Raw genomic sequence first — 25,676 nt, forward strand, 5'->3', positions numbered from 1 at the left:
GGCGCCGCCACCCAGAGCGGCGCTTGCTTCTCCCGTGTTCGACCCATCGACATGACGCGGACAAACCTACCATCGTCTCCCGTCTCTGTCGATCGTCCCTTCGGGATAGGTCCACGGGCTGCTAGGCTGGCGGCATGTCGTCGATGCGCCTCTTGACGTGGGGCACTGGCCTCGCCCTGGTTTGTCTCGCCTGCTCCAGCAATGACGCGAGCGAACCGCCTGCCCCCTCCCCGGGAGGTAACGGCGGCAGCGGCCCCACGTCCAGCTCGAGCAGCAGCGGCGGCGGCTTCCTCGACGCAGGCGTCGACGCAGGCAATCCCGCCCTGCTCGACTGCGGGATCAGCGCCACGGTGGCCAATCCCTGGATCCAAACCGAGTTCGACGGCGTGCCCGATTTCACGGGCGACTTTACCAAGCGCACCGCCGTCGAGCTGCCCCGGCGCATCCACGATGCGAGCGTCACCCAAGGAAAATACGGCTTCGACCTCAAGGACGAGGTCGAGCCGATCGACCCGCGCGTTGCGCTCGTGAACGTCAACATCCACGACCTGACGAGCCCCGACGCCTACGGCGCCTCGTTCCAGACAGCCGGCGCCCCCGGCGCGAAAATCTATCTCTCCAACGTGTATCTCGAGCCGAATTGGCCTGCGTGGGTCAGCTACGACACCACCAACTACGACGGCATGGTCCTCGACAACTCGGAGGAAATCTTCGCCGAAGATCTCACCGTGAAAAACTGGAATGCGGACACCGCGGCCGACGTCAAATCGAAGCATGCGCAATTCGTTTGTCTACGCACCGAGGGCAACGGTCATCGCACGCTCCGCTTCTGGAACGTCGGGCCGCACTACCTCGTGAAGTCCTCGGTCAACAATGGCACCGGCGCTCTGGTGTGGATGAAGACGTGCACCGGCGCGCGCATCCACATCTACGACTCCACCTTCAACGGCGCGCCGCAGCTCCCCGCCGACAAGATCTCGTGCGAGGACGGCGGCGAGCCGGAGATCGTCTACCTCACCACCGATCCGCGCACGACGGGCGAGATGCACCCGATGTTCTCGTCACGTTGAGGCAAGCCACACGTTGAAGCGAATCGAAGCGAAACGGGCGTTCGCTCGACGCGTGGCGCCCTGTCGAGGGCCGATGACGACATATCGTCGAACACTTCCTCCGCGGGTGTGCGAAACTGAACCGGTGCCCCGCATCGCGCTGATCTCCGACCTCCACCGCGCCTTCGACATCCACGCCGACCCCCGCAACGTGGCGATGATCAAACGCCGCCACGCCTTCTGGACCGAGCTCGCCCGGATGCATTCCTGGGACCTCTCCATCCGTCACGCCGGCGCGCTGGACACGGCCCCGGGCGATATACGCGGCAGCGTTTGCTGGATCGACCTGCCGATGCTTCCCCGCGAGAGCTACAGGGCCGTCTACCATCGTGTCGGCGCCCTCGAGCCCGCATGCGTCCTCGACTCTCCCGACGACGTGGAGCAGGTCCTCGGGCTCGATCGTTCTCATCCGGTCCTCGTGCGCGCCGGCATTCCCACCCCGCGCACGGCCTTTTTGCCCGTGGATGACGCGTGCGCCGCGGCCATCGACTCGCCCGCAGCCGTGCGCAGCAAGTTGACCGAGGCGATCTACAATGCCCTCTCCGATGCGGGGCTCGATCCTCACGAAGGCATCTTCATTCGGGGCTTCGATTCGTCGATCAAGTCGACCAACCCGGAGCATTACTTCGGCAACAACCAGGCGGATATCGAGGCCACCATCTTCGAAGTGATCCGCCGCCTGCGCGTGTCCCTCGACGTCGGCGGCCTCGCATTACGCGAGCACCTCGATCTCGAACGAATCGAACTGCCAGCGCCCGCAGGCGCGCGTGATGCCATTCGTGTCCCCTTCGAGGTGCGGCTCACGGTCCTGAACGGTCGTCTTCTGATGGCAAGTTATCATGGCCCTTTCGAGGCCCTCGCCGACGAACCGCGCCAGGCCCTCGAAAGCGCGCTTGCCGCCCGGCGTTCGGTCGTCGACGATGCCGTGCGCTCTCTCGCGCCGGCCCTGCTCGCGGCGGAGCTACCGCCGAACTACGTGGCGGATCTCGCCTTCCTTCGAGGCGGCGGGCCGGTGGTGCTGGAGCTCAACCCGCTTTATGCTGCAGGCTACAACGTGCCCGCGGCGCACGCCTTGCTCGTCGCTGCGCTGGGCGCCGATCTCGCGCGTCGTGCTGGGTATGCCGAATCGACGCAGGCCGAAATTCTCGAGCGTGCGGCAGAGCTCGTCGGAGGACGCGTCGAACAGAGCCCCGGGGTCATGTGGCCTCTCTCCAACCTCGCGCAACGTGGTACGTCGCCCCGATAGGGTCGCGCTGAATTGAAGATAAACCTCGGACCTCACGAAGCTGCTGTTCGTCCCTCGCTGGATGTGCTCGCAGACGCTCCCGATTCGACCCCCAACGCTTTCATGATCCGCGCGAGCACCGCATCCGAATTTCGCGCCCAATCCCTCGCCGTCACGCGTAGGACCTTCCAGTCTCGCGCCCGCAACGATGCCGGACGATGAACGTGACGCTCGAACGCTTCGCATGTCTCGTCCCCTTCGTCGCACAGGACGGCAACCGCATAACGCGACGATTGGACGCTATCCACCACAGCCAGCGGAACCTTGAAATCGGATGTCCCCACATCGAGCTCGCAGGTGACCCCGCGTTGTTGAAGCGCCATCGCGATCTGCGCCTTCAGCGGGACATAACCCGGCGGGAGGTCCGTCGTTGCCGACAGAGCGCTCGTCGGACGGCTCTCGCGGACGACGCGCAACACGCGCTCCGCCAGTGCACGCTGCCCGCTCGAAAGGTGGAATGCAAATTCGAGAAACAGCTTGAAGAGCTTGGGGCCTTCGTTCTTGGTCCGGCCAACCGACAGCATCCCCGGCTCGAACGAGGCGACGATGATGCACTCGCGTTTTGCACGTGAGACCGCCACATTGAGACGGCGCTCGCCGCCGCGCTGACCAAGAGGCCCGAAGCGCGCTGGAACGACTCGCTCCGTGCCCCTCTTGGTGACGCGCTCGACGGGCGCATACGCAGGCGAGAAGAGGATGATGTCGCGCTCGTCCCCTTGCACATTTTCGAGGTTCTTGACGAACGGCCGCTCGTCCAGCCGTTCAGCCGAACACGCCTGATCCCAGCGCTCCGCAAACACGCGATCCGACGCGCGGCGCCGATCGATTTCGTCGAGGATCGTTTGCCGTTGCTGGATGTTGAGCGTCACGATGCCGATCGTCGGTACGGGGGTTCGTCCCAAAAGGTCCATCACGGTGTCCATGACCACGCGGGCTTCTGGCTCGTTGCGACCGGCATCGTATTTGCCATCGGGAACCATCACGGTACGAATGGCCGGGGGCGCCGTGCGGCTCGCCGTCGAGGGAATCGTGAGCAGCGAACCGTCATACATGGCGTAGTTGGAGAATGCGATCAGCTCTTCGTGGGCGCAGCGGTAGTGCCACGAAAGGCCGCTTCGAGGCACGCGTGATCGCGCGAGCGTGAGCAACGATTCTGCCTCGAAAAGCTCACGCGCTCCGGTCGCCTCTTCGTCCTCGGAAATCTCGCCCTCGTCCGTTGATCTCGCTGTGAAAAACGACGTCGGCGGCATCTGCTTCTCGTCCCCCGCGATCACCGAGCGCTGCGCACGAAGGAGCACTGGGAGCCCGCTCTCCACGGTGCACTGGGAAGCCTCGTCGAAGATCACCAGATCGAAGAGCGGCTGCCGGGGGAAGAGCACCGTCATGGTCTCCGGCGAGAGGAGCCAAACGGGAACGAGATCGAGCAGCCCCTCCGGCGCGAATTTCCGCATGAAGGTGCGCATCGGCATCACGTTCCGCTGCTTGCGACACTCCTTGAGCATCGCCTCTTTCATCGCCTGATCCGCCGTACGACGACGGCCTCGCTGCGCTGTCCCCGCACGCAGGAGCGCATGGTTGTCGAGCCGCGCAGCAATACGTTTCCGCTCAAGGTCCGCCGCACGCCCGACCGTCGCCGCCATGCGCTGCTCAGCGGCCTCCTCGTCTCCGTACGGCGTGGGACCATCGAGCTGCCGGAGCTCCGGCGTCGAGCGCTCCAGCGCGTCGAGGCGGGCAACGGCCCACGTCTTGACCAGCGATTCGGACCATCCCGAAGCATCCGCCGTCGGGAGGTGCTCCGAAAATGCATGAAAGACCGCGGGCGCCTCGGGGCACAACGTACTGAATGCAGTAAGGCGACGATCCGCCTCGGCAACCCGACGGGCATCGCGCCGGAACGCCTCCAGGAACGCCTCGAGCTCGGCGCGTCCCGGCAGCCGGCCCAGCCAAGGGAAGAAGCCCGAGAGCGATTGCGCCGCGGTGTGGTGCGCGTCCCGCGCCGCGAGAACGTGGAGCCTCGCATCGAGGGCGCGATCCCATGCCTCGATCTCCTCGACCGAAAAGCGGGCCGGCCACGCATGCACGGCTTCGAGCAGATGTCTCGTCGCGACGAGGGCCGTCAGACGCCGATACGTCTCCCCCACCTTCCGAAGCAATCCGCCCACATGCGCCGCTGAGTTCGACGCGAGCGAACGCAAGCTGAAAGCTTCAAGGCATGCTTCTGCTTGCTCCCAGGCGCGCGTCGCGCGCGCCCGGGACAAGAGCTCCGTGAGAAGCGGCGGGTCAAGGGACGCACCGGCTTTCTCCGGTAGGAGTGTCGTTACGGAGCCCCGAACGACGCCCCGCGCTCGCCACCAAGCTGGCGAGAAGTACCGGAAGAATCGATTGCCCCATTGCAGAAGCACACCCATGGCGGCTTCGGCCGTCGGCCCTGGATTGAAAGCCACGCGTTGTGAGAACTGAAGCAACACTTCCTGCGCCTGCGCCCACGCCTGCTCGGCCTCCCCGAGGTTGCGAGCGCGATCCGGGTAGAGCGTCGCGACCGTGAGGGCATTCGCGAAGAGCATCTGGTCTTCCGGATGGACGCGAAGATCACGTGTCCCCCGCGCGGCCTCGAGCATGCCTTTCGCTGATTCCAGGCGCTCGATGGGCGTCGGCGCCACCGTCGCGAGCCCCTGCTCCAGCTCCGCGGCCGTCGTCACGGCCCTGGCAATCGTAGGCTCGAAGCTCTGGAACCAGGACTCCGCCTTCTCGGCGAGGGAAATCCGCCCCGACCGCCACTGCGAGCCCTTTCCGAACAAGTCGGCATAACGTCTCAGCGCCGCTATCTCGGTTCGAGCGCGGTGCAATTCACTGTCGCGGAGCCCCATGCAGCCTGATGCTGCGGGGACGCCTGCCGCGGGCAGTCCTGCGCTGAGCGCGTGAAGCTGCCCGACACGCATCGAGCATCCTGGGAGGTTTCGACCGAGCAGTTCGGCGCGCCGATCGAAGACCTGCGTCAACGCGGCAAGCTCCTGCGTGGTCTGCGCCGCGGATGCCGTGTCGAAATCCGACGATTGTCCCGCTTCGAGGCGCGCCGCGATCTTCTGGTAAACGGGTTTTCGATCCTCCTGCACGTCGTGCACGAGGGCGACGGCATGCTCGAACCCCGTTTGCTGGAGTCGTTGCGCCACGACATCGAGCGCGGCCCGCTTCTCGCTGACGACCGCAACGCGCTCGCCTCGCCCGATGGCATCCGCGACGAGATTGACGATGACTTGGCTCTTGCCCGTCCCTGGAGGCCCGTCGACCACGAGCGCGCGCTTCGTCCGGGCGAGCGCGAGGACCTGCCGCTGGCTCGGATCGGACGCAATCACGGGCACACCGAGGCTCTCCTCGCTCGTGGTCTGCGGGGGGCTCGGCGTCAGATTCGACCCGAACCTGTCCCGCATCTCGGCCGGGAGGAGCTCCAAGGCGCCGCCGAGCAACGTACCGATCGGAGTGTCGCCGCGTGCCAGATCCGTGAGGAGACCGTCGTAGTCCTGGAGGAGATCCGAATTCGACTGAGGAAACAGCCCAAGGACGGCGATCTCCTCGACTTCGAGGAAGTCTTCGCGTCGTCCCAGCACCTCTTCGCGTCGATCTTTGAGGGGGGAAAGCTCGCCCGTCAGTTTGCTAGAGCTGATGCCAAGGCGGGAGAGCTCGCCAAGCAGCGCCTCGGGCCCGTGCGCCAGATCTGCAGCCAATTCATCGAGCCGCGCCGCGAGGTCGTCCTGCAGGGGAAGCCCTTTTTTGGTGAACAGTACCCGAAGAAGCGCGAGGTTTGCCGTGGGCGGCTGGTCCTTGTGCGGCCTCAAGGCGAAGCTGCGCGCCCCCCGATCGTCACGCTCGAGATCGACGGGGTAAAGGACGAGCGGTCCTCGCACGAGGTATCCCCCAGCGAGCCCGATCAGGAACGGATACCCAAGGGCCAGATCGTTTGCCCCCGTCTCCTCAAGGCGCCCCTTGTGCTCCCGGTCGAGCATCAACAGATCGCGCAGCGCCTGGTTTGCCCCCGTGTGCCGTCCCGCCTCCGCGGCCTTCACGAGAACGGCGCGCTCTCCCGACCGCACCTGCGCGAGCACCCGCTCCGACAAACCGACCGAGATCTGCTCGAGCATTTCGAGATCAAACGCGCGTCCGGGGCGAGGCTGGTACAGGCGGATCGACGGGCTCCGGCCATCGCCCGAGACGAGCTGCTCGCGCAACTTGCCGATCCCGCGAAGGACGACGCTTTCGGGGCTACCGGGGACGACCGACGACGTCGATGCCGTGGGAGGAGGCGGCGTGGCGCTTCGAGCCTCCAGTTGAAGCACGGTATCCAGCTCCACGGAGGCGATTTCCTCGGCAGGCCGCAACCCTGCACGCTGGATCGCCTCCTGCACGGTGCGCAGAAGCTCCGCTCCTTTCCGTTTTGCGCCAAGGAGACGCAAAAGACGGCGAAGCGTCGCCTCGCCTCCACCACGGCGCGCCATGGCACCGAGAAAGGCGTCGAGCGCGCTCTGCGCTTCCCTTGCGCGTGGAGGGAGCGGGACGTCCAGCACCGGCTGCGGAATCGCATCGGGGGACAAACCAAAACGGCGAATGAGGACGACCGCCAGGCGCTGGAACAAGGCGCCTGCGCCGATCGCATCACCGATGGCCAAAAGCGTACTCACTTCGCGCGGATCCAGGACCCCATCCGCGCCGATCACATGCGCCAGGAGGCCAAAGAGAGAGCGATGGGACGCCGCTCCGAGAGAGGCCATCAACCCCGCGAGCTCGCCGAAGCGCCGGCGAGCGAACTCGACGTCGAAGTACGCCGCGTACTCCGAAACGAGCGGAGCAAATACGCGCTCGATCGCCTCTGCCTCGGCGTCTGCCATTTCCCCGTCGGCGGCTGCCACGAGGACGCTGCTGGCGAGCGCGCACGCATGAAGCTCGGCAGGTTGGGGCTCCAGCATGTGATAGCTGGTGTCGAATCCTGGCACCGCGAGGACCTTGGCAAGCACGGCATTGATGTCGGCCATGCTGCGCGAGCCGGGGCCACGGCCGGTCAGCGAGCGATACAGATCGGATTCGCTGAAGAGCCATGCGGCATAGGCGCGGAGGTTGTGCTCGGGATGGGTGACGCCCAGGGTGCCGGATCCTTCCCGCAGGCACTGCTCGATGAGCTCCTTGCACTGTGCCAGATACGCTTCGGTATCCCACGTCAGGGCATTGCCAGGGAGCCCCGTGGTGCTGATCATTTCGAGCCGCAGGAGCGCGTGCAGATCCTGGCACGCGAGCAAGCCAAAACGGTCGGCCGTGAGCTCGCCCGCCATGCTCAGGGAGCTGGACAATTTCTGGATGGGCTCGGGCACATCCTCCGCGTCGGCAAGCACGCTCGCCATTCGACCCGACTGCCCGAGCGGGGTCCACGGTCCGTGCGCGAGGTAGTGCCCCAGCTCGTGACCGAGCACGGCGCGCATGCTCCCTGGGTCGAGCAAGGTGATCATGCGTCCCTGCACCTCGACGAGGATGGGCTCCTCGATGAAGTGAATCGATGCATTCTCGATCCCCGCCGACTGGTAAATCTCGATCGGACGCGTGATGCCGAGGACGCCCAGGCATTCCTTGGCGCTCGCGTGGAGTTCGGGAGCCATTCCCTCGCTCAGGCGAAGCGACTGCCCCATCAACTTGCGGCGGACCGCTGCGGGGTCGGGCAGGGCAAGGGAGCCTTGGATCGATGCCACGAAGGGCTCGCGCTGGAGCTGATCCGCGAGCTCGCGTTCGAGCGGGAGGCGTACGGCCTCCGTATCGAGATTGCGGATCGGGGTGGGCTTTTCTTGTTTGGAAGCGACGCCGGTCATGAAGATGGCTCCTGGCTCAGATCATTTCTGCGGCGGCATTGCGACGAAGCTCATCGAGATCCACGCGATACTCCGGCTGCAGCCGGTCGAACCGCGTCCCGTGGCACGTGAGAAGAATGACTTGCAGCTCCTTGGCCGCATCCCGCAGGATCCGCACCATCGAGAGAAACCGCGCGTCGTCCGTCCAGCCCATCGTATCGTCGAGGATCAGCGGAAGCGGCCGCCGGTCCTTCGCGAAGACCCGCGCGAGCGCGATGCGCACGATGACCGAGAGTTGCTCTCGTGTCCCGCCCGAGAGCTGCCCGAAATCCTCCTCCATCCCGCGACGAACCACCTTGTCGAGACGAAGATCCTGCGTCATCCGGAGCTCGGTCCCGGGCCTCAGGTTGTTCAGGTAAGGCGCGGCCTCGTTCAGCACGGGCCCGAGGAAGATACGTTGCGCATCGGTATAGGCCTCCTCCGTCAAATCCCAGAGGATCCGGGCCGCGCGCGCCTGCCGCTCCACCCGCACGAGCACCTCGGCGGCGGCGGCTTGTTCTGCCTTCGCTTCGCTGAGGTCCTCGAACCGGCCCTCGGCCGCGGCTTTGGCCAGCAGCGCCTGCAAGCTGCTCACGTCGTCCCGCAATTTGCGCAGGTGTCCCTCGTGTGACTCCAGGGCAAACTGCGCGCGCGTCTCTTCATCCCGGAGGAGCTCCGGCGTCGCGGCCGCGAGCTCCGTGGACGCGTATTCGACCTTCGACCTTGATTCCTCGAGCTCGCGACGGGCCTCTTCGAGCTTCGCTTCGAGCACGGCGTCGGGCTCTTCCCTCCTGGATCCCACGAGCTCCCCGGCGCGCCTCTCGTGCTGGGCCTCGAACGCCCTCCACCGGCCGCGGAGCTCCCCGACCTCGTGCATGCAATCCCTCTCGAGCTTCTCGGCCGCAATCGCGTGCTCTTTCGCGGACGCCTGCGCAGCCTCCAGCGGCAAGAGATCGGCCTCCAAGGCCTCGATCCTTTGCCGGAGCGCCTCGACGGGCATCTCCGATTCCCCCGCGGGCCCCTCGATCGTCGCGGCCGCTTCGAGCGCGCGTTTGCGCCCGCGTAATGCTTCGAGGCCGTCCGGGGCCACGAGCTTCAGCGTTGCGACGAGCCGCTCGCGTTTGCCGACGAGGTCCCGGGCCGCCGCCCACCGCGCTCTCGCAGCGCTCACGTCCGCAACCTGCGCCCGCTGGAATGCCTCGTCGAGCGCGCGCTCGGCCTCTTCGAGCCTCACCCATTCGCTCGATTCCCCGGGGATCACCGTCCACCCCGGCCCGCCGGAGATATCTTCGATCGGCGAAGGCTCTCCCACGACGAGCTCCCGCCCCGCGAGCAGGCCGGACAAACCACGCAGGCGCGCAGACTTCGTCGTGACCGTCGCCTCGCGCGCGAGGAGGGCCTCTTCGAGCTCGAGGAGCCGCGCGAATTTCGGCGCGCTCACGGAATTGGCGCCGAGCACGACCTCGACCTCGGCCTGCCGGATGAGCGCCTCCCGCGCCGCCGCGAACTCGGTATCGGCGGCCTGGGCTTCGCGCTGCATCCGGTCCACCTCGGTGCGCAGCGGGTCGAGCCCGCGCGGCGCGGCCTCGGCGAGGCGCTGCTCGACGGCCGTCTTTTTCCGCGCAATCGCGTCGCGGGCCTGCGCCATCACCTCCGCCTGCTCCAGCGACTCGACCGCGTGCACGCGCAGCGCGGAGGCAAACGCGCGCTCGGCGTTCTCCAGGCGCGCTGTGGCCCGGACGAGCTCCTCGCCGCGCGGCGTGAGGAGGACCTCGGCCAGGTTGCCGATGGAAACCGTCGTCGGGCGCGTGACCTGGCGCGTGATCGTCTCGCCGGACGACAGGGTCACGGACGGCTCTTCGTCCCCCACCCGCACGGTGACCTCGGAGTTGGCCCGGAGCAGGAGCTCCGTGCCCATCGCCCCCCGCGACTCCCTCGCGAGCGCGACCATCTTCTCGGCGGCGCGCAACGCCTGGATCACGTCCGCGTCGATCGTATGCCGCGCGAGATCGGCCCGGATGCGATCAAGCTCCTCCTGCGCCTTCAGGGCCGCGCCGAGACGCCCTTCCAGGCGCGTGTGCTCTTCGGCCCGCTGCGACGCGCGGACGGCGAGCGCGTCGAGCCCCGACGGCGCGAGCTGCTTGATGCGCCGGCGCAACACCTCCGCTTCTCGCTCGGCCTCCTCGCGCGCCGCGCGCCGCTCCCGTGCGCGCGGCACGTCCTCGACGCCGAGGTTGTAGAGCGCCTCCTTCAGCGCGGAGCGGGCCTCCTTCGCAAGCACCACGGCTTGCCCGAGGCCCGGCTGCGCAGGCCCGAGCTCGACGCTCCCGAGCGCGGGGACCTCCATCCCTTTGCCCGTGCCGATCCACACACGCCCGTCCGATCGAGCCTGGATCCGCGTCCCTTCGATCGACAGCTTCGCGCGCAACGTCTCGACCCGCCCCGAGAGCTCCTCGATGTCCTCGTAGCTCCGCGCGTCGAGGCCTCCGCTCGTGCGGGCCCGGTCCACCTCCTCGATCTCGAACGCGATCGTCGCGGCCTGCGCGAGCCCCTCCGAGACACGCTGGACTTCAGACCGCGTGTGCGCGCGGTCGAGCGCTTGCCGCAACGAATCGAGGGCGTCACGCCTGTCGCCGAACTCGCCGTCCGCGCGCCGCAGCGCCGCCTTCGCGTCTTCGGCTTCTTGCCCGCGGGTGGCGAGCAGGCCCTCCAGCGCGTCGAGGTTCTGCCGAGCACGCGCCACGCTCCCTTCGAGCTGCGCCACCTCCTCCGCGAGGACCACGCGCGCCGCGGCGTCCCGCTGACGCGCCGCGACCCGTGCCTCCGCCGCGTCGACCATCGCGCTCGCCGCGCGCAACCGCGCTTCCTTCTGCTGGAGCGCATTCGCCTGCCGTTGCGCGTCTTCCCGCTCCGCCTTGAGCGCTGGGAGCTGCCGCTCCGCCTCCTCGAGCCGCGCGCGCTGCGCCTGGAGCCGCGCCGCCAGCTCCTCCACCTCCCGCACGGCGTTCTCGATCTGCGTGACGCACGCGTCCGCTTCCTGCTTACGGTCGAGGGCCGCCTTGTACTCCCCGGTCGGTTTGTCGGTCTTCGGCGTGTAGAACCGCTTCAGCTCCTCGTGGACCCGGGCCCGGATTCGCTCGCCGTGTTTGCCGCCCATGACCTTGCCGACCTGTCGGCCCACGGCCTCGGCGAGCGCGCCGCGCACCTCTTCGTCCAGCGTGCCTCCCGGGTCTGCGTGCGCGGACTCGTCCTGCGTCACCCAGAGCAGCCCCCACACGCCCATGTCTTCGCGGGAGAGACCACTCTTCTTCGGCGCGCGGCCTTCGAGCTTGTTCCGGAGATAGTCGTCGGCGTCCTGCGCCTTGAGGATGGATCCGTTCGCGAGCCGGACCTCGGCCATCGGCTTCTCGATGAAGCGCTTGAGGACCTGGAGCCGCTCGCCCTCGAAATCCAGCACGATGTGCACCTCCGGCGCGTGCTTCGTCCCGTGCGGCTGGAGCGCCATCACGCCCTTGTTCTTCGTCGCGTGACGCTCGAAGAGCCCGATCTTCAGCGCCTCCACGAGCGTCGACTTGCCCGCCTCGTTGCTGCCGCTGATGACGTTGATCCCGGGCGCGAAGGGTCCGAGCTGGATGGGACCACGCAGCGTGCCGACGTTCTCGACGCGCAGCTCGACCAGGCGGATGGCGCGGCTCACGACGCCTCCTTGTGCAGCCGATACAAGAGCCGCAGCGCGCGCTCCGTGTCCTCGGTCGGCTTGTCGGGCAGGCCTGTCTGGAGGCGCTCCGCGACGCGCCCGATCCACCCGCTCGTGCGCAGCGCGGCGATGTCCTCGTCGCCGAAGATCGTGTGCAGGTTCTCGTCGCGCACCCGCAAGAAGCGGAACCTGTCCCGCGCGCGCGCGAGGACGTCGTTCTCCAGGCGGGTGCGGAGCTCCATGCGCGGAGCCCCCTTCAACGTCAGCTCGATCAGCGTCGAGTCCTTGCCCTGGTACGTGTCGAGGAAGCGTTCGAGCCGCTCGAGCTCATCCTCCGTCTCGACCGTGAACTCGTGCTGCTTCCAGTGAAACGTGCAGACCTGTTGGCGAGCGACCACGGGCCGCTCGCCTCTCCCGCCGACCTCGACGAGCAGCACGCTCCCGGGGTTCTGCTCTTTGAAGCGTGTCGCCTCGTGCGTGCCCGAGTACCAGGTGCGCTCGTCGATCTGCAGGAGCCCGTGCCAGTCGCCGAGCGCGAGGTAGTCGAGCCGCGCGCGCCCCGCGAGGTCCTTGGGGATCGCGTTGTGGATCGTCTCCTCGTCATCGACGAGCGCCGCGAGGAACTCCTTGATGCCCCCGTGCGCGACCCCGATCCGCACGTGATCCTGCGGCCCGTACTCCGCCGTGAGGTGCTCGGTCACGTCGCCGAGCTCGTGCCGCTCGAAGAGCGGGCATGGCAGGAGCGCAACGCCCTCGCGAAGGATCATCGGCGCGCGCGAGTCGAGCACGCGGACGTTCGGCGGGCACTCCTTCTTCCACAACGCCGTCCGGTACAGCGCCTCGGGCGTGAGCGGGTCATGGTTGCCAGGAAGCAGGAGCACCTGCGCGGGGATGTCGCGCATCTTGTCGAGCGAGCGCCGGATGGTGTCGGGCTTGAGGCCGTGATGCTCGAAGACGTCCCCCGCGACGACCACGAAATCCGCCTTGAACTCGCGGGCGATCGTTCCGATCTTCTGCACGGTCTCGAGCCGCGCGTTCCGCACGACGGCGCCGGCGTCTCCCGGGATGAAGTGCGCTCGAAGCCCGAGCTGCCAGTCAGCGGTGTGGATGAAACGTACGGGGGTCATGGTGGAGGGAAGCGAAACCTACCGTGAACTCGGATCGCGTGACGTAGCGCAGAACCGTTTGCGCGACAACACACAGTCGTGACGGGTTTGGCTCGCCGGTCGCGACAGGGAAACGCGGTGCGTCGGCCATCTCGACCACCAGGTTCATTGCGGCACGGCGGCTCAGGGCACCGGATCGAGAATATCCGCGTGCATCCACCCCTCGTAAGCCACACCGTTCACGACCGCCCGCACGTGATACCACGTCTGGCCCGCTTCTGTTTTCGCGCGGCCCACGTCGACGAGGGTGCCATGAGGCACGAACGCAGCCCTGGGCGTATCCAACCCGGGGAGGGTCCGCAAGACGCCGTTTTTCAGATCCGGCCGTCGAATGTTGACGACCGCTTTCCGCATCCGCGGACGCTCGACGGGTGCAGGCACTTCCGGGGCATTGCCGGACACGACCATGGAAACCGGCGCGGGCGGCAAAACGTCGGCCTCCGAGCGCTTCCACACGGCCACGAAGCTCATTACGAAAAACGTCGCGAGGAGGAGAAAGCTCGTCCCGACCAACACGGCAAACGCCGAGATCCCCGACCCCGAGGCGCTCTCCTCTGAAGCGCCGGGCGGCGTAAGGGGAGCGTTCGGCGAAGCAGCGTGGCCGAGGTGCGGGGGGTTCATCGGGTCCTACCTGGCATCACACACCCTCTTCTGCACGTCGGTCAAGCCCCCTGCTACTGTCCCTTACAAAATATACGCACCCGAGCGTGTTTGTCGTGTATCGTGGCCATGTGCAGCCGGTCCACCAAGCGCCCGCCCCGTGTCCTCGCTGCGGTCAAATCCTCGTCGTTCCCACGGTGGACTTGCAGTGTACGGTCCAGTGTCCTCGCTGCACGGTGGTGCATGTCGTGGGACATCTCCTGCCGACGGCGACACCGATCGCTGCGGTCCCAGTCGCGGTTCGGCAAAGCGCGCCCTCTTTCTCGGCGCTCCAGGGGATGCCCGGTCCGGCCATCGACGGACAAACCTACGGAAACCAAGCCCCGCCGGCCAGAGTTCCGGTCGCGAGCTATCACGCGGCTCCGGTCGTCACGCCCCTCCCTCCCGCTGCGGTATATTCGCCGGGGGCGACACCGATGCCGGGCGCCGCGACGCCACTGCCTCCCTCCGCGCGAGCTGCGCAGGCCGCAGGCAAGGCGATCTCGCACGCGATGCTCGCAGGCGTCGAAGGAACACGGCAGATCGGCAATCTCGGGCAGAAGTTTCTCGGAATGGCGGATGATGTCGATGCTGCACTGTATGGAAAGCGCGCGCTCGTGGTGAATGGAGTCGCGTTTTTCACCGTCGCTGTCACAGCCATCGAGGAATGGATTCACCCCCGCGCGCCCTTCGGGATGACGATCACGACGGGCCTCTTTTCGTTCCTCCTCTTCGTCTTGTTCGTCGCGCGGCTCGGCGCGCTCCGTGATGACGACGGGAACTGGTCGCTCGGCCTCGTGGCGGATCGGCTGCGAAGCGCAGGGACGGCCCTCCGCGAAGGCTTGTCGGCGTTTGGGAACGCGAGCGGGCCGCAGCGCGCAGCGGCGCTCGGGAAATGTCTCGTCGGGCTCTCGCTCGTGGGCCTGGCGCTCCGCAACATCGTCGTATTGCTCGTGATCATCGCGGACGAACTGTTCGATGCGAGCATTGGCACAGCGCAATCGCTCGACGAGACGATGATGTTTGCAGGGATGGTCACTCTGGCGCTGGGAGCGGTTTGCTGGCTGCTCGGCTGGTGGTCGATTCACTCGTCCCCCGAGGCGCAGCGGCTTCAACCGAATGCAGCGGAACGGGACCATCTCGTCGCTGCTGCACGGGGATTGCCCATCCTCATCGACTGTACAGACAAGGCGAGGGCCCTGGAGCTCGCGGGACGCTCGGGACATCCCGTCCTGGAGGCGCTCATCAAAGTCCTCGTGACGTGGCAACCGCGCGGAGCCGAAAAAGAGGCCGACTACCAGGCATCGCTCCATCGCAAGCTACGCCGTGACCTTCCTGGGGCAAACCCCGAGCGAGAGCGGCCGATCGGGGATCGCGCTTCGGGGATACGGGGACGCGCGGATCTCGTGGTGAGCGATTCGGTTTTGATCGAAATGAAAAAGGGGCTCACGACGACGACGGCACAGCGGGCCGTGGGGCAGATCCAGATGTACCTTCGAGCGTGGAACCGAGGGCCCGTGATGCTGCTCGTGTGTGATACCGATCCGACGACGCAGCCGTTCCTGGTCAAGGAGATGGAGGAGCTCCGACGGAGCCGGCAGGCGCCGGTGGTGATGGTCTTTGCCGGGCGGAGGTGATCCGGCGCCCATACCCTTGAGGCCGACGCAGAATTCCGTTCATCTGCCGGAGGGCGCGTGCACCACGTTGCCCTCGCGTCGCGCACGGCTGTGTGGTTCGTTCGTCCGCTGGGTTCGAGCGTGTCATCCAGGTGCCGGGCCGTCGCGGCATGACATCCAGGCGCCATCCGCTACAACTGGGCGCAAAGGAGACTTCATGAAGCGCCCTCTCGCGAATCCCCCGTTCGACCCACAAATCGCACCGCTCCTCCCGGCCCTGGACGGATATGTGCCGGTCGGCATGACGCCCGACCGCCTGGAGCATTTCCGCGCATTGAAGATGCCGACCATCGAGGAGATCATCGGCGACCTGCCCGTCCAGTGTGTCGACCACACGATCGCCGGCTACGAAGGTGCCGAGATCGTCGTCTCGGTGATCTCCCGCAAGGACCACCAAAAGCCCGGCCCTGGGATCTACAACATCCACGGGGGCGGCATGGTCATGTGCAATCGGTTCGCGGCGGTCCATCCGCTCGTGGACTGGGCCATGAAACACGACGCGGTGGGCGTCACGGTCGAATACCGGCTGGCGCCCGAGCACCCGGCCCCGATCCCCGTCGAGGATTGTTATGCCGGCCTTGCATGGATGGCGGAACATGCCGAGGAGCTGCGGTTCGACCCCGAATGCCTGGTCATCTTCGGCGGCAGCGGCGGCGGCGGACTCGCGGCGGGCACCACGCTCCTTTCGCGCGACCGGCAGGGACCCAAGCTGGCCGGGCAATTGCTCCAATGCCCGATGATCGACGACCGCAACGAGACGGTCTCCTCCCACCAGTATCAAGGCACCGGCATATGGGATCGCACGAGCAATCTGACGGGTTGGACGGCCGTGCTCGGCGACAAGCGGGGCACCGAAAACGTTTCTCCTTACTCCGCGCCGGCGCGCGCCACCGACTTGCGTGGCCTGCCGCCGACGTTCATCGACGTCGGCGCCGCCGAGGTGTTCCGTGACGAGGACGTGGCGTACGCCAGCGCCATCTGGGCTGCCGGGGGCGATTGCGAGCTGCACGTATGGGGCGGCGCCTTCCACGGATTTTACGACATTGCACCCACGTCGGAGATCGCCAAGGCCTGCCTCGCCGCGCGTGAAGCCTGGCTCGCGAGGCTGCTGGCCCGGTGGCGCGCGAAGCAAACACACGCCACCGAAGACCCTCGCTGATCCCCTCCCCGCTCGCGCCCGCTCAGCCGCCCGTGGACGCCGGGGCCGCTTGGGACGGCTGTGCCGGCGCTGGCTTCACGTCCGTGTTCTGGCCCGCGACAATCGACCACGTGCCCCCCGATTGCTTCATCACGTAGCGCATGCGGGTGCGCAGCACGCCCTGCTCGGTCGCCTGTACCCCCGGGGGCAGCCCTGTATACCCCGTAACCACGTGGTCGGTGTCCACCACGGCCACGGTGGGCTCGACGAAGCGCAACTTCCTCACCGTCACCTCCGTCCGGCTGTCCTTGAAGACGCTGGCAAAGACAATAGCGTGCCGCTTTTCGATCTCGTCACGGCCATTGAAGACCGTCCCCACGATATTGATGAACTCGGCGTCTGGAGCGAAGGACTTGCTCCACGCCGCCGCGTCGTGGCGATTCCAGGCCTCGGTCTGCTCCGTGACGAGCTTGCGCAGGCTCGCCTCCTCGTTTTGGGACGGGCCCTGGCCCTTCTCGGCCGGACCGGGTGAAGAAACACAGCACGTCAGGAACAAGGCCATGACGGCTGAGCTTCGCGCGAACGTATTCATGAAGAGATCTCCTGGGATCCAAGGACGAGGGTCAAGACTTCAGTCGTTGAAAACGCGATCAATCACTCAATGCCGCGAGTGATTCGGGCAGCGTCTGGCCGCCGTCGACGACGAGGGTTTGTCCGGTGATGAAGCCGGCCTCCTTCGAGGCGAGGAAGGCCGCAGCGTGTCCGATGTCCTCGACGCTGCCCAGGCGCCGCAGGGGGATCGCAGCAATCATGGAATCGACATAATCCTGGCCGAGCTCAATGAGGCCCTCGGTCGCGATGTTCCCCGGCAGGATCGCGTTCACGGTGATCCCCTTCCGCGCCAGCTCCAGCGCGGCGGTCCGCATGAAGCCGAGCTGCCCGGCCTTGCTGGCGGCATAGTGCGACCAGCCGGGGAATCCGGTGATCGGCCCCGTGATCGAGGAGGTCAGGATGATGCGCCCGGCCCCGGCGCGCGCGAGCGCGGGGATGCACGCACGGACCGACAAGAAGCACCCCTCGAGGTTGATGCGCATGACCTCGCGCCACTCGGCGAGCGACATGGTTTCGAGCCGGGCGGCGGGAAAGATCCCCGCGTTTGCACAGAGCACGTCGAGGCCCCCATGGCGCTCGACGGCGGCGTCGACCATGGCCTTGACCTGCTCCTCGTCGCTCACGTCGGCGGCGAAGGCCGAGGCGACGGCGCCCGATTGCGCAAGCTCCGCGGCGACCTCGGCCGCCGCGCGACCATCCCGCGCGACGAGCAGCACCTTGGCGCCACCTTGCGCGAACACCCTCGCGATGCCGCGGCCGATGCCCTTGCTCGCGCCGGTGACGATGACGGATCTTCCTTCAACGAGTCCTCGCATGGGTGGATCTCAATGGCGTTCGTCGGGAGGTGTCAAGCGTGGGTTTGTGATAACGCACGACGCGGCGTCGCGCGCGTCCTCGAAGCGACCTTGGGCCAAGGCCTTCGCCTCATCCGCCCGCCGGCGGACGCGTTTGATACAGCATGTCGCCGAGCAGCTCGAACCACGTCCCCGCCGCCAAGGAAACTCCGCCGATCCTGGCGGCTCCGCGTAACGTTCCACTCGAGAGCGCTCGTGCCTTGCCTTGGAGTACGACGCGTGTCTCGGCCGCGAGCGGAACGCCGCCGACGTCGTGATCGCGATCGAGCACGCCGGAGACGGAGGCCGAGAAGACCGGATCGTACACGGTGACCTCGTGCTCCGCGCGGAGCGGAAGCCCATCGATCACGAGCGGCTCCGCAGGCGTGAAGCGCAACGGACGTCCCGTCACCGGATGAAGCGACAGGTGCGTCCCCGCCGCGCACGCAATTCCATCGACGACTGCGCGGGCCGCGAGCGTCAGGAAGTGGATGCGTCCCTCGTCGGTGAGGTAGATCGACTCGCCGCCGCGCGCGGGAAAACCGGCGGCGAGGACGTCGTGCGCGGAGACGACTTCGGCGGGCCGGCGCGTGCGCGCATGCATGCGCCTCACGTCGACGAGCCCCTCGATGCCGGGGACGCGCACGGCGCGCGGTGGGTTGGCCGATGCTTCTTCGTCGAGCGTGGGCAGGTCGTACGGGTCGAAGCCGAGAGAGAGCCGCGCGAGAAGCTCGACGTACGACGGCGCGACTCGCCGCGCGTCGCCGTAGCCGCCGGACATGTGGAGGTGAACGATCGATCCCGCGCCTCCGCCGAGGTGGTCCTCGACATCGCAGTACCAGACGCCACCACCGCCATCGGTTCCGAAGGGCACGAGGCTGGGAAGCTCGTCGCTATCGTCCATGCGGTCGGCGAGCCTGATCCGGCTGTTTGGGCCGGAGATCGACCATGATCGGGTCTCGCGCGCTTGTGCGAGATCGTCGAGGAGCTTCGGCGGAAGACGTGCGTCCATGATGGCGATGCGAGCTTGGTCCGGGCAGCGTCGGCGCGCAATGGGGCACGTCAGCGAGCGGGAGCTCACGGTTCGTCACGATGCACGGCTCTCGCGTGGTTGCCGAGACAACCTGTCGCTCATTGTTGCGGCGAATGACACCCTGTCACGCGTTCGACGGCCTGTGTGTGTGTTTTTCCTCGCGGGATCGCGCAGTACATCCCTGGCACACGTCATGCCCCCGCACGGGCCATGCGCTTTGCAACGTGGTGCTTGGTTGGTTTGTCCGTGTTGATCTTCGGCTGTGAGGGCGCGCCGCTCGGCGAGGAGCCCAGTGGTTGCCCCGGACCGGACGGGCTGGATGCGTCGTTCGTCCAGTCGACGTTCCTGCTGCCCGACGAAGCGACATCGAACGAGAATGATTACATCGGGCCATTTTGTTGCACGGGCGTCACGGCGACCATCGAGTCCATCGAAGGTCATCCCGTTGGATACGCCTACTTCTTCAATTGAAAAGGGCAGGTGTACAATGGTACGTCGAATCATTCGTATGCGCCGGACGCGCAAATCATGGTCGCGGGGTTCGAGGACGTGCATGACCCGAACTCGGCGCTCGTGCAGAGCGTGATCGAGTTCGACGCGAGCGAGATGGCGATGTGCGCCGAGCGTTCGGTGAAGGCCGGGCAGCTCCGGTTCACGGTGACGCTGCTGAATGTGACGATGACCTCGAGCAAGGACTACTTCGATATGCAGTCGCTCGAAGCAAGGCTCGACGTCTCCGTGGAGCCTCGCGCGGATTGAGGAATGAACCAGACCAGCCTGGGGAACTCCGCGAGGGGAGCGATATCCGGAACCGCATCACGTGAGGATGGCAGAGCCATGTCAGCCGCCATCGTCATCGGCACGCGCCCCCTCGACGCCTCCTTGGTCGGATACAGTTCGAGCAACGTCGCTCCTACCCGACACGAGTAATGTCTTGGCCCGCCCTCGTGCCGCTCCTCTCGCCAAATGAGACCAAGAGCTTCGTAAAAGCGTCTGGAAGCGTCGATGTCGGAGGATCGAATGACGAGCAAGGCCAGGTCGACCACCATCTCACTCCCCTTTGCGGAGAACGTCGAGGCTTGCCGAGGGACGTCGTCTCGAACGAGCGACGGGTCAGGCCGCTACGCGCCCGCGAGCTGATTCTGCATGTCCCCCGCGCTGCCAAGGAGTGCGCGGGCCGCCGGAAGAATGACCTCCGCCAATGCCCGACGCGCCGTCCGCCGAGAAGCTTCGTGATCGAGCAGCCCCACCTGGGCCAGCGCCGCCGGGTCGTCACAATCCCCCATGAGCGGGACCGCTACGCCCATTCGAGCAGCGCGCGCGAATACGTTTTCGACGGCGGCCCTCACGTCGGGACCTCCGACACGCAAGGCCCAAGCCACGGTCCGCCATCCGAGCAGAGAATGCCGCTCCTCGTCCTCTGCGATTCCCAAGAGCACCGCTCGAATCTCGGGTTCTTCGCAAATCGCCGCCGCCTCGCGGGCCAGCAGGGAGGCCACCGCTTCGCCGATGCAGCCGTCCTCCGCCGCCTCCGCCGCGACCTCCGCGAGCCCCGCCGAGAGCGGCACTTCCATGCCCAGCGGGAACGCCCCCGGACCCACCGGCGATCCCATCAACGCCGAGGCAATGGCGAATCCCTGTCGGGCATGGCGAACCTCGTCCAGGGCGGCGACGTGGGCTTGCTCGATCAGCTCGGGCGGCGCCCCGAGCCGGAGCAGATCCAAAGCCACACGGCTGAACGCCGCGATGGATGCGTGCTCGTCCAGCGCCGCACGGCACCACCTTTCGGCCAGCGCATGCCGGGCCTCCGTCGAGAGCGGGCGCAGAAGGATGCTCGCCGCCCAGGTCGGGTCTTTCACGAGGCTCGATCGCAAGGCTTGCGCCTCGATCTTCAAGGGCCGACCATAGACGCAACTCGGCTCGGTTTCCAGGACCGGATAACAACAGCCGGGCATGGGCTCGGGCGGCACGCCGTTGAACGGCACCTGATCCACCCGCGTGCCCTGCCCGATCACCTCGGTCACCTCGACCCCGCAATCCTTGACGGTGAGATCGTCGGGATCCACGTCCGCGGCCGCGGGGCAGGTGCGCTGGCTGGGAGCGATCTCCATGCAGGCGGTGCTCTCGGTGTTGGCACAGGCGGGGAGCACAGCGAGGATACCAAGAAGGAAGGTATGGTAAGCGTTTCGCATTCGTTCATCATGGCATGAGGCGGCGGCGAAGGCGACACGTTGTTCGGCCCGGCGCAGCAGCAGAATCCTGCTCCGATGGGTTGAAGGCCTGGCGCCGTAGGTGCATCGGACGAGCCGATGCCCTGAACCGGGCCAAACCTTCCGCATCGGCTTGACACCTCGCGCGCTCGCCAAGTAGCCTTGCCCAATGCGGGTGGGATTTCAATCGATCGTACAACCTGCCATTTGAACCAACCAAACTCGACGACGAGCAGCGGTCCGCTGCCCTCAATGCGCACGTGGTCACGCACGGCTGGTGGAGAAGATGAATCCATTCGAAGGCAAGAGTTCGTTCGACAGCGAGACATTCGACAAGCTCACGCTCGAACGAGCGGACCTCCGGGATCGCGAGTTTTCCTACTGTACATTTCGACGCTGCAAGCTCGGTGAGAGCCGATGGACGCGGGCTCGGCTCGAAGGCTGCGTCTTCGAGGAATGCGATTTGAGCAGCGCCGACCCCACCATGCTCTCGCTGCGGGGCGTGACGTTCACCTCTTGCAAGTTGATCGGGATCAACTGGACGAAGATCGCAAAGTTCCCCGACGTGTCGTTCGAGGACTGCGATCTACGCTATACGGTGATGGACTCGCTCGCGCTGCGCAAGACGCGCTCACGCGGTGCGCCATCACCGAGTCGGTCTTTGCGTCGATGGACTTCACCGACGCCGTGTTCGAGGAGTGCCGTTTTGCCGGGACGCGCTTCGACGGTTGCGACCTTCGCAACGCGCGGTTCCCCCGCTCCTCGGATCTCTTCGTCGATCCGGCGAAGAACAAGGTGAAGGGCGCCCGCGTCCCGCTCGATACGGCGATCCTCCTCGCGACCTCGTTCGGGATGCGCGTGCTTGGCTTCGACGAATCCAAAGACGAATGACCCCCGGCTCGAAAGGCCGGAGGTCAAGTTCCGACGAATGGCTGAGGGAACAGGCCCCGCACGCCTCTCACCGCTGCGGGCGGCGGCGCCGGAACGACGCCAGGCGTACCATCACGAGGCTCCACACGGGCGCGCTCCCAGCCGTCCCACATCCGCCGCCGCTGTCATTCTCACCTTCCCCATCTGGAACCTCGACGGGCGACCCCTCGCCCACCCTCACCGTCAGTTTCGTCGCTGCGGCCCTGTCCCCCTCAGGGAGGAGGTCCGCATTGGAGGAATTGCCGGCCCCGAAGAGCGTGAGGGTCACATCGGTCACGGGCGCGACGAGCGAAAAGTCGAAGCGTAGCTCGCCGGCGTTGAAAGGCTGCGGGGCGGAATGCGTCAGCTCGGCGCCGAGCTTCTTCATCCCGCCGCTGCCGGTCTCCAGGCTGGCCTCCTCGTGGTCCACGGAGATGTCCATCCCTCCCGTCTTTGCGGCGCCCCCCCGAATCACGAAGCTGTATTGGCCCGTGGCCCCCGGCGCCAGGGTCGTGGGGCCCTCGAACTCCACGGTGCAAGGCTCTCCGCCCTTATGGCACGTGATGCACGTCGCGCCCTTCTTGCCGGATTGCCCCGTGATGCCCGCGCTGGCGGCAAGCGCAGGAGACGACCCTAACGCCAAAACGGCGAACACACCTACGACACGAAACAAAGAATGCATCGAATCTCCAAGGGGGGATGAGAGCCGGTGTTGCGTTTGCAGTCGCGCTAGCGAAGCTGGAGGAAGGAGAAGGAGAGCCCCTCCGTGGTCACCGTGGGCTTGCCATTGTCCTCCAGCACCCGCAGGGTGGTGGACGCGGCGCCCTCGCCGAACTCGGTGTAGAGGGTCTGGTTCTGCGACTCGAAGAGAAAGACGCTGCCCGAGGTCGCCGGGAAGCTGGTTTTCTGCGTCGCGGCCAGCGTGTCGAGCTCGAGCTCCCACCATTGCCAGCCCGTCCCGCTCGCAATGGTGCGGGGATGGGTGCCTTCCAAAACCGGGGCAATGGTCTCATCGAGCACGCGCACGTATGCCGTCCTCTCCGGGCCTGGGACGAGCGTGCCCGCGGTGCCACCGCCCACGAGCTCTTCGAGCGTCCGGTAAAAGGCGGGGTCGAAGGTGCGGGTCTCGGGATCGAACCTGAGCAAGCACGGCGCGGGCGCTTCCTCGCCCACCACACGGCGCACCGCCGCTCCATACGCCTCCGTCGCGAGATACACCTTGCCATCGGGGCCGACGGCGGCGTCATGCGTATACCCGCACCGATCGTCTGTCGCAATCGTGGGCTCGTCGGTCTCCGTATCAATGGACACCACGCCCGCCTTGGGGGTAATGCCCACGCCCGAGACGGGACGCCAACCCACGGGCATGAGGACCTGACCGTCGCGTCGAATGGCTGCGCCCGAGAAGGCCATGACCGTGTCCGGGATCATCAGCGCGTCGAGCGCGATGTGGCCTGTGACCTTCATCTCCTTGGGATTCCAAACGACGACCTGCGCGGTGGCCCCATCGAAGAAGTAGGCCTTGGTCTCCGAGACGAATTGGAAGTTGGCCTGGTACTCCCCGAGGGACGTCACCCCCAGGCTATCGAAGCTCACGGTGCCCGTCGGCTCCAGCCCCCCTGCGTTCGTGAGCGTGTAGCGGGTCACGGTCGCGCTCTCGTCGCTCACGACGTAGACCGCGCCGGACTTGGGAATGCCCACGCCGAGCGCACGGCCGGACACCCGGACGGCGTTGTCCAGCGAGAGCGACGCCGTCTGCTCCGCCTGGTCCGTCACGATGACGTAGCTGTCCACCGGATCGGCGATGAGCACCTGCGTGGTGATGGCGTACAGCGGCCCGTTGTCGTCGCCGTTTTGCCCTTCCGAGCCGCCACAACCCGTGACCAGGGCCAGGGCGAGCATGCCGGCGGAACGCCGCAAGGAAGTAGCTGAACCCACATTCTTCATCGGAACGGCCTTTTCTGCTGAAGTGAAAACGATTCTCATTATCATTTTCAACACTAGGACGTTCCAGCGCGCCGTGTCAAGAGCAGGCGCGACGCCGAGCCACACGAGCCGCAGAAACAGGCGCGGCGCCGCGCGGACCCCTGCCCGCGCCACCGGGCCCCTGCCTCTTGGCTTCGTGGTGCTCGACGGACGGCTCGGTGTCCGTCATCCTTTCGTCGCCTGCCACGAAGGCATGGCCAGGACGCAAGCATGGAGACGACCCCGTCCGCAGACGAGTGAGCCGCAGCAACCCCAGAAATCGTTGCTGCGGCCATCTGCACTCAATCACTCGACGCATGCCGTCCTGGAGGCAGATCGCCGCCGAATGTCCACCATTTGCGCGGGTGTATCGTCGTGCCTCGAACAAGATCCTCGAATTGGAACGTTTCGCTATCCGCAGCGCTGCTGCTGATGGCCCCCTTCGATCTGCTGGCCTCGCTGGCCATGGATGTCTACCTGCCCGTGGTGCCGAGCATGCCCGGCATCCTCGGCACGTCGCCGGCCATCGTTCAGCTCACGTTGAGCCTCTACATGGTCGTCCTCGGCGCGGGACAACTCGTGTTCGGGCCCATTTCGGACCGAATGGGCCGACGGCCGGTCCTGCTCAGCGGCGCGGCCTTGTTTGCTGTTGCGTCGTATCTGCTCGCGGGCACCGGCTCCGCGGCATGGTTCGTCGCGCTTCGTGTTCTTCAAGCGCTCGGCGCGGCCGCGGCGCTCGTCGCGACCTTCGCGACGGTGCGCGACGTCTATGCGGAGCGTCCCGAGGGGGCGGTGATCTACAGCCTGTTCGGCTCGATGCTGGCGTTCGTCCCCGCGCTCGGGCCCGTGCTCGGCGCGCTGCTCGCGGACCATTTCGGGTGGCGCGCGATTTTCCTCGCGCTCGGCGTCGCCGCCACGACGGCTGCGCTGCATGCGGCGCCGAGGTGGCACGAGACCCGGCCCGTGAACGCGTCGAAGCCACACGCGGCCTTCGGCCAGATCCTCGCGGACGCCTCGTTCTGGACCTACACGCTCGGCTTCAGCGCGGCGATGGGCGCGTTCTTCGTCTTCTTCTCGACGGCGTCACGCATCCTGATCGATCGGGTCGGCTTTTCGCAGCTCGCCTTCAGTCTCCTCTTTGCCACGGTCGCGCTCGTCATGATCGCGACGGCTCGGTTCGCGAAACGATTCGTGGCGCGGTGGGGAAGGGCCGGAAGTCTCGTCCGCGGAATGGGGATGCTGCTCCTCGGAGCTGCATTTCTGGTCGTCGGGCAGGTGACGTTCGCTCCGTCCTTCTGGACGTTCGTCCCGCCCATGTGGATCATCGCGATCGGCATCGTGTTCGCCACCTCGGTGACGGCCCATGGCGCGCTCCAGCGCTTTGGCCACGTCGCCGGCACGGCGACCGCGCTCTACTAGAAGTCATCTCATAAATCTTCCAGGAGTCTCCTGAGGTACACGACGATGCATCCGAGGTGGACAAAGCCAAGGAAGTTTTCGACGTGGCGCTCGTACCGTACCACGATGCGACGGAAGCTCT

The 25,676-nt window shown here is 66.6% G+C and carries 17 protein-coding genes and 2 pseudogenes; 9 read left to right on the forward strand and 10 right to left on the reverse strand.

Annotated elements, in window-relative coordinates; all coding sequences use genetic code 11:
- Positions 1-134: 134 nt before the first annotated feature.
- The gene (locus tag E8A74_RS48455; protein ID WP_136935994.1) at positions 135-1,070 is read left to right on the forward strand and encodes a hypothetical protein; all 936 of its coding nucleotides are present in this window, start codon (positions 135-137) and stop codon (positions 1,068-1,070) included.
- Positions 1,071-1,194: 124 nt separating this feature from the next.
- Entirely contained in the window at positions 1,195-2,355 is a 1,161-nt protein-coding gene (locus E8A74_RS48460) for an ATP-grasp domain-containing protein (protein ID WP_136935995.1), read from the forward strand.
- Between the two features lie 32 nt (positions 2,356-2,387).
- On the opposite strand, the gene E8A74_RS48465 is transcribed toward E8A74_RS48460, so the two are convergent.
- From E8A74_RS48465 to E8A74_RS48480, 4 genes are all read right to left on the reverse strand, one after another.
- Positions 2,388-8,240, reverse strand: coding sequence for an AAA domain-containing protein (locus E8A74_RS48465; RefSeq protein ID WP_136935996.1), 5,853 nt, complete (start codon positions 8,238-8,240; stop codon positions 2,388-2,390).
- 16 nt (positions 8,241-8,256) lie between these two features.
- On the reverse strand, positions 8,257-11,955 hold the full coding sequence (locus E8A74_RS48470) for an AAA family ATPase (RefSeq protein WP_170229950.1): 3,699 nt from the start codon (positions 11,953-11,955) through the stop codon (positions 8,257-8,259).
- Positions 11,952-13,082, reverse strand: a complete 1,131-nt coding sequence (locus tag E8A74_RS48475) for a metallophosphoesterase family protein (RefSeq protein WP_136935998.1) — start codon at positions 13,080-13,082, stop codon at positions 11,952-11,954. The genes E8A74_RS48470 and E8A74_RS48475 overlap by 4 nt, the downstream gene beginning before the upstream one ends.
- 162 nt (positions 13,083-13,244) lie before the next feature.
- Complete coding sequence (locus E8A74_RS48480; RefSeq protein WP_136935999.1) at positions 13,245-13,592, reverse strand: SH3 domain-containing protein; 348 nt, start codon at positions 13,590-13,592, stop codon at positions 13,245-13,247.
- A 680-nt stretch (positions 13,593-14,272) separates the two neighbouring features.
- Here E8A74_RS48480 and E8A74_RS48485 point away from each other — a divergent pair.
- Entirely contained in the window at positions 14,273-15,397 is a 1,125-nt protein-coding gene (locus E8A74_RS48485) for a PDDEXK family nuclease (protein ID WP_170229951.1), read from the forward strand.
- Positions 15,398-15,593: 196 nt separating this feature from the next.
- Positions 15,594-16,595: an alpha/beta hydrolase gene (locus tag E8A74_RS48490; protein ID WP_136936001.1), complete on the forward strand. Its 1,002-nt coding sequence runs from the start codon at positions 15,594-15,596 to the stop codon at positions 16,593-16,595.
- Between the two features lie 22 nt (positions 16,596-16,617).
- Here the strand turns inward: E8A74_RS48490 and E8A74_RS48495 are convergent, their stop codons facing one another.
- The 3 genes from E8A74_RS48495 to E8A74_RS48505 all read right to left on the reverse strand — a co-directional run bounded on the left by E8A74_RS48495 (position 16,618) and on the right by E8A74_RS48505 (position 19,031).
- Positions 16,618-17,166, reverse strand: a complete 549-nt coding sequence (locus E8A74_RS48495) for an SgcJ/EcaC family oxidoreductase (protein ID WP_232380078.1) — start codon at positions 17,164-17,166, stop codon at positions 16,618-16,620.
- A 58-nt stretch (positions 17,167-17,224) separates the two neighbouring features.
- On the reverse strand, positions 17,225-18,001 hold the full coding sequence (gene fabG / locus E8A74_RS48500) for a 3-oxoacyl-ACP reductase FabG (RefSeq protein WP_136936002.1): 777 nt from the start codon (positions 17,999-18,001) through the stop codon (positions 17,225-17,227).
- A gap of 109 nt (positions 18,002-18,110) precedes the next feature.
- Positions 18,111-19,031, reverse strand: a complete 921-nt coding sequence (locus tag E8A74_RS48505) for an SMI1/KNR4 family protein (protein ID WP_136936003.1) — start codon at positions 19,029-19,031, stop codon at positions 18,111-18,113.
- 231 nt (positions 19,032-19,262) lie between these two features.
- Here E8A74_RS48505 and E8A74_RS48510 point away from each other — a divergent pair, with 231 nt between their 5' ends.
- Positions 19,263-19,523, forward strand: a complete 261-nt coding sequence (locus tag E8A74_RS48510) for a hypothetical protein (RefSeq protein ID WP_136936004.1) — start codon at positions 19,263-19,265, stop codon at positions 19,521-19,523.
- 9 nt (positions 19,524-19,532) lie between these two features.
- Positions 19,533-19,811, forward strand: coding sequence for a hypothetical protein (locus tag E8A74_RS48515; protein WP_136936005.1), 279 nt, complete (start codon positions 19,533-19,535; stop codon positions 19,809-19,811).
- A 362-nt stretch (positions 19,812-20,173) separates the two neighbouring features.
- Here the strand turns inward: E8A74_RS48515 and E8A74_RS48520 are convergent, their stop codons facing one another.
- The gene (locus tag E8A74_RS48520; RefSeq protein WP_136936006.1) at positions 20,174-21,163 is read right to left on the reverse strand and encodes a ferritin-like domain-containing protein; all 990 of its coding nucleotides are present in this window, start codon (positions 21,161-21,163) and stop codon (positions 20,174-20,176) included.
- 385 nt (positions 21,164-21,548) lie between these two features.
- Here E8A74_RS48520 and E8A74_RS56220 point away from each other — a divergent pair.
- Both E8A74_RS56220 and E8A74_RS55785 read left to right on the forward strand, forming a co-directional pair.
- Positions 21,549-21,728, forward strand: a pseudogene (locus E8A74_RS56220) (pentapeptide repeat-containing protein); the annotation flags it as partial.
- A complete protein-coding gene (locus E8A74_RS55785) occupies positions 21,719-22,153 on the forward strand; it encodes a pentapeptide repeat-containing protein (RefSeq protein ID WP_136936007.1) in 435 nt (144 codons plus the stop codon). The pseudogene E8A74_RS56220 and the gene E8A74_RS55785, both read left to right, overlap by 10 nt.
- A gap of 67 nt (positions 22,154-22,220) precedes the next feature.
- On the opposite strand, the gene E8A74_RS48535 is transcribed toward E8A74_RS55785, so the two are convergent.
- Entirely contained in the window at positions 22,221-22,853 is a 633-nt protein-coding gene (locus E8A74_RS48535; RefSeq protein ID WP_136936008.1) for an MXAN_6652 family MXYO-CTERM-anchored protein, read from the reverse strand.
- Between the two features lie 47 nt (positions 22,854-22,900).
- Positions 22,901-24,073: an MxcI protein gene (locus tag E8A74_RS48540; RefSeq protein WP_232380081.1), complete on the reverse strand. Its 1,173-nt coding sequence runs from the start codon at positions 24,071-24,073 to the stop codon at positions 22,901-22,903.
- Positions 24,074-24,511: 438 nt separating this feature from the next.
- On the opposite strand from E8A74_RS48540, the pseudogene cml reads away from it, so the two are divergent.
- Positions 24,512-25,552, forward strand: a pseudogene (gene cml, locus E8A74_RS48545) (CmlA/FloR family chloramphenicol efflux MFS transporter); the annotation flags it as partial.
- Positions 25,553-25,676 lie beyond the last annotated feature (124 nt).

The sequence above is a fragment of the Polyangium fumosum genome (genome assembly GCF_005144585.1).
Taxonomy (GTDB): Bacteria; Myxococcota_A; Polyangia; order Polyangiales; family Polyangiaceae; genus Polyangium; species Polyangium fumosum.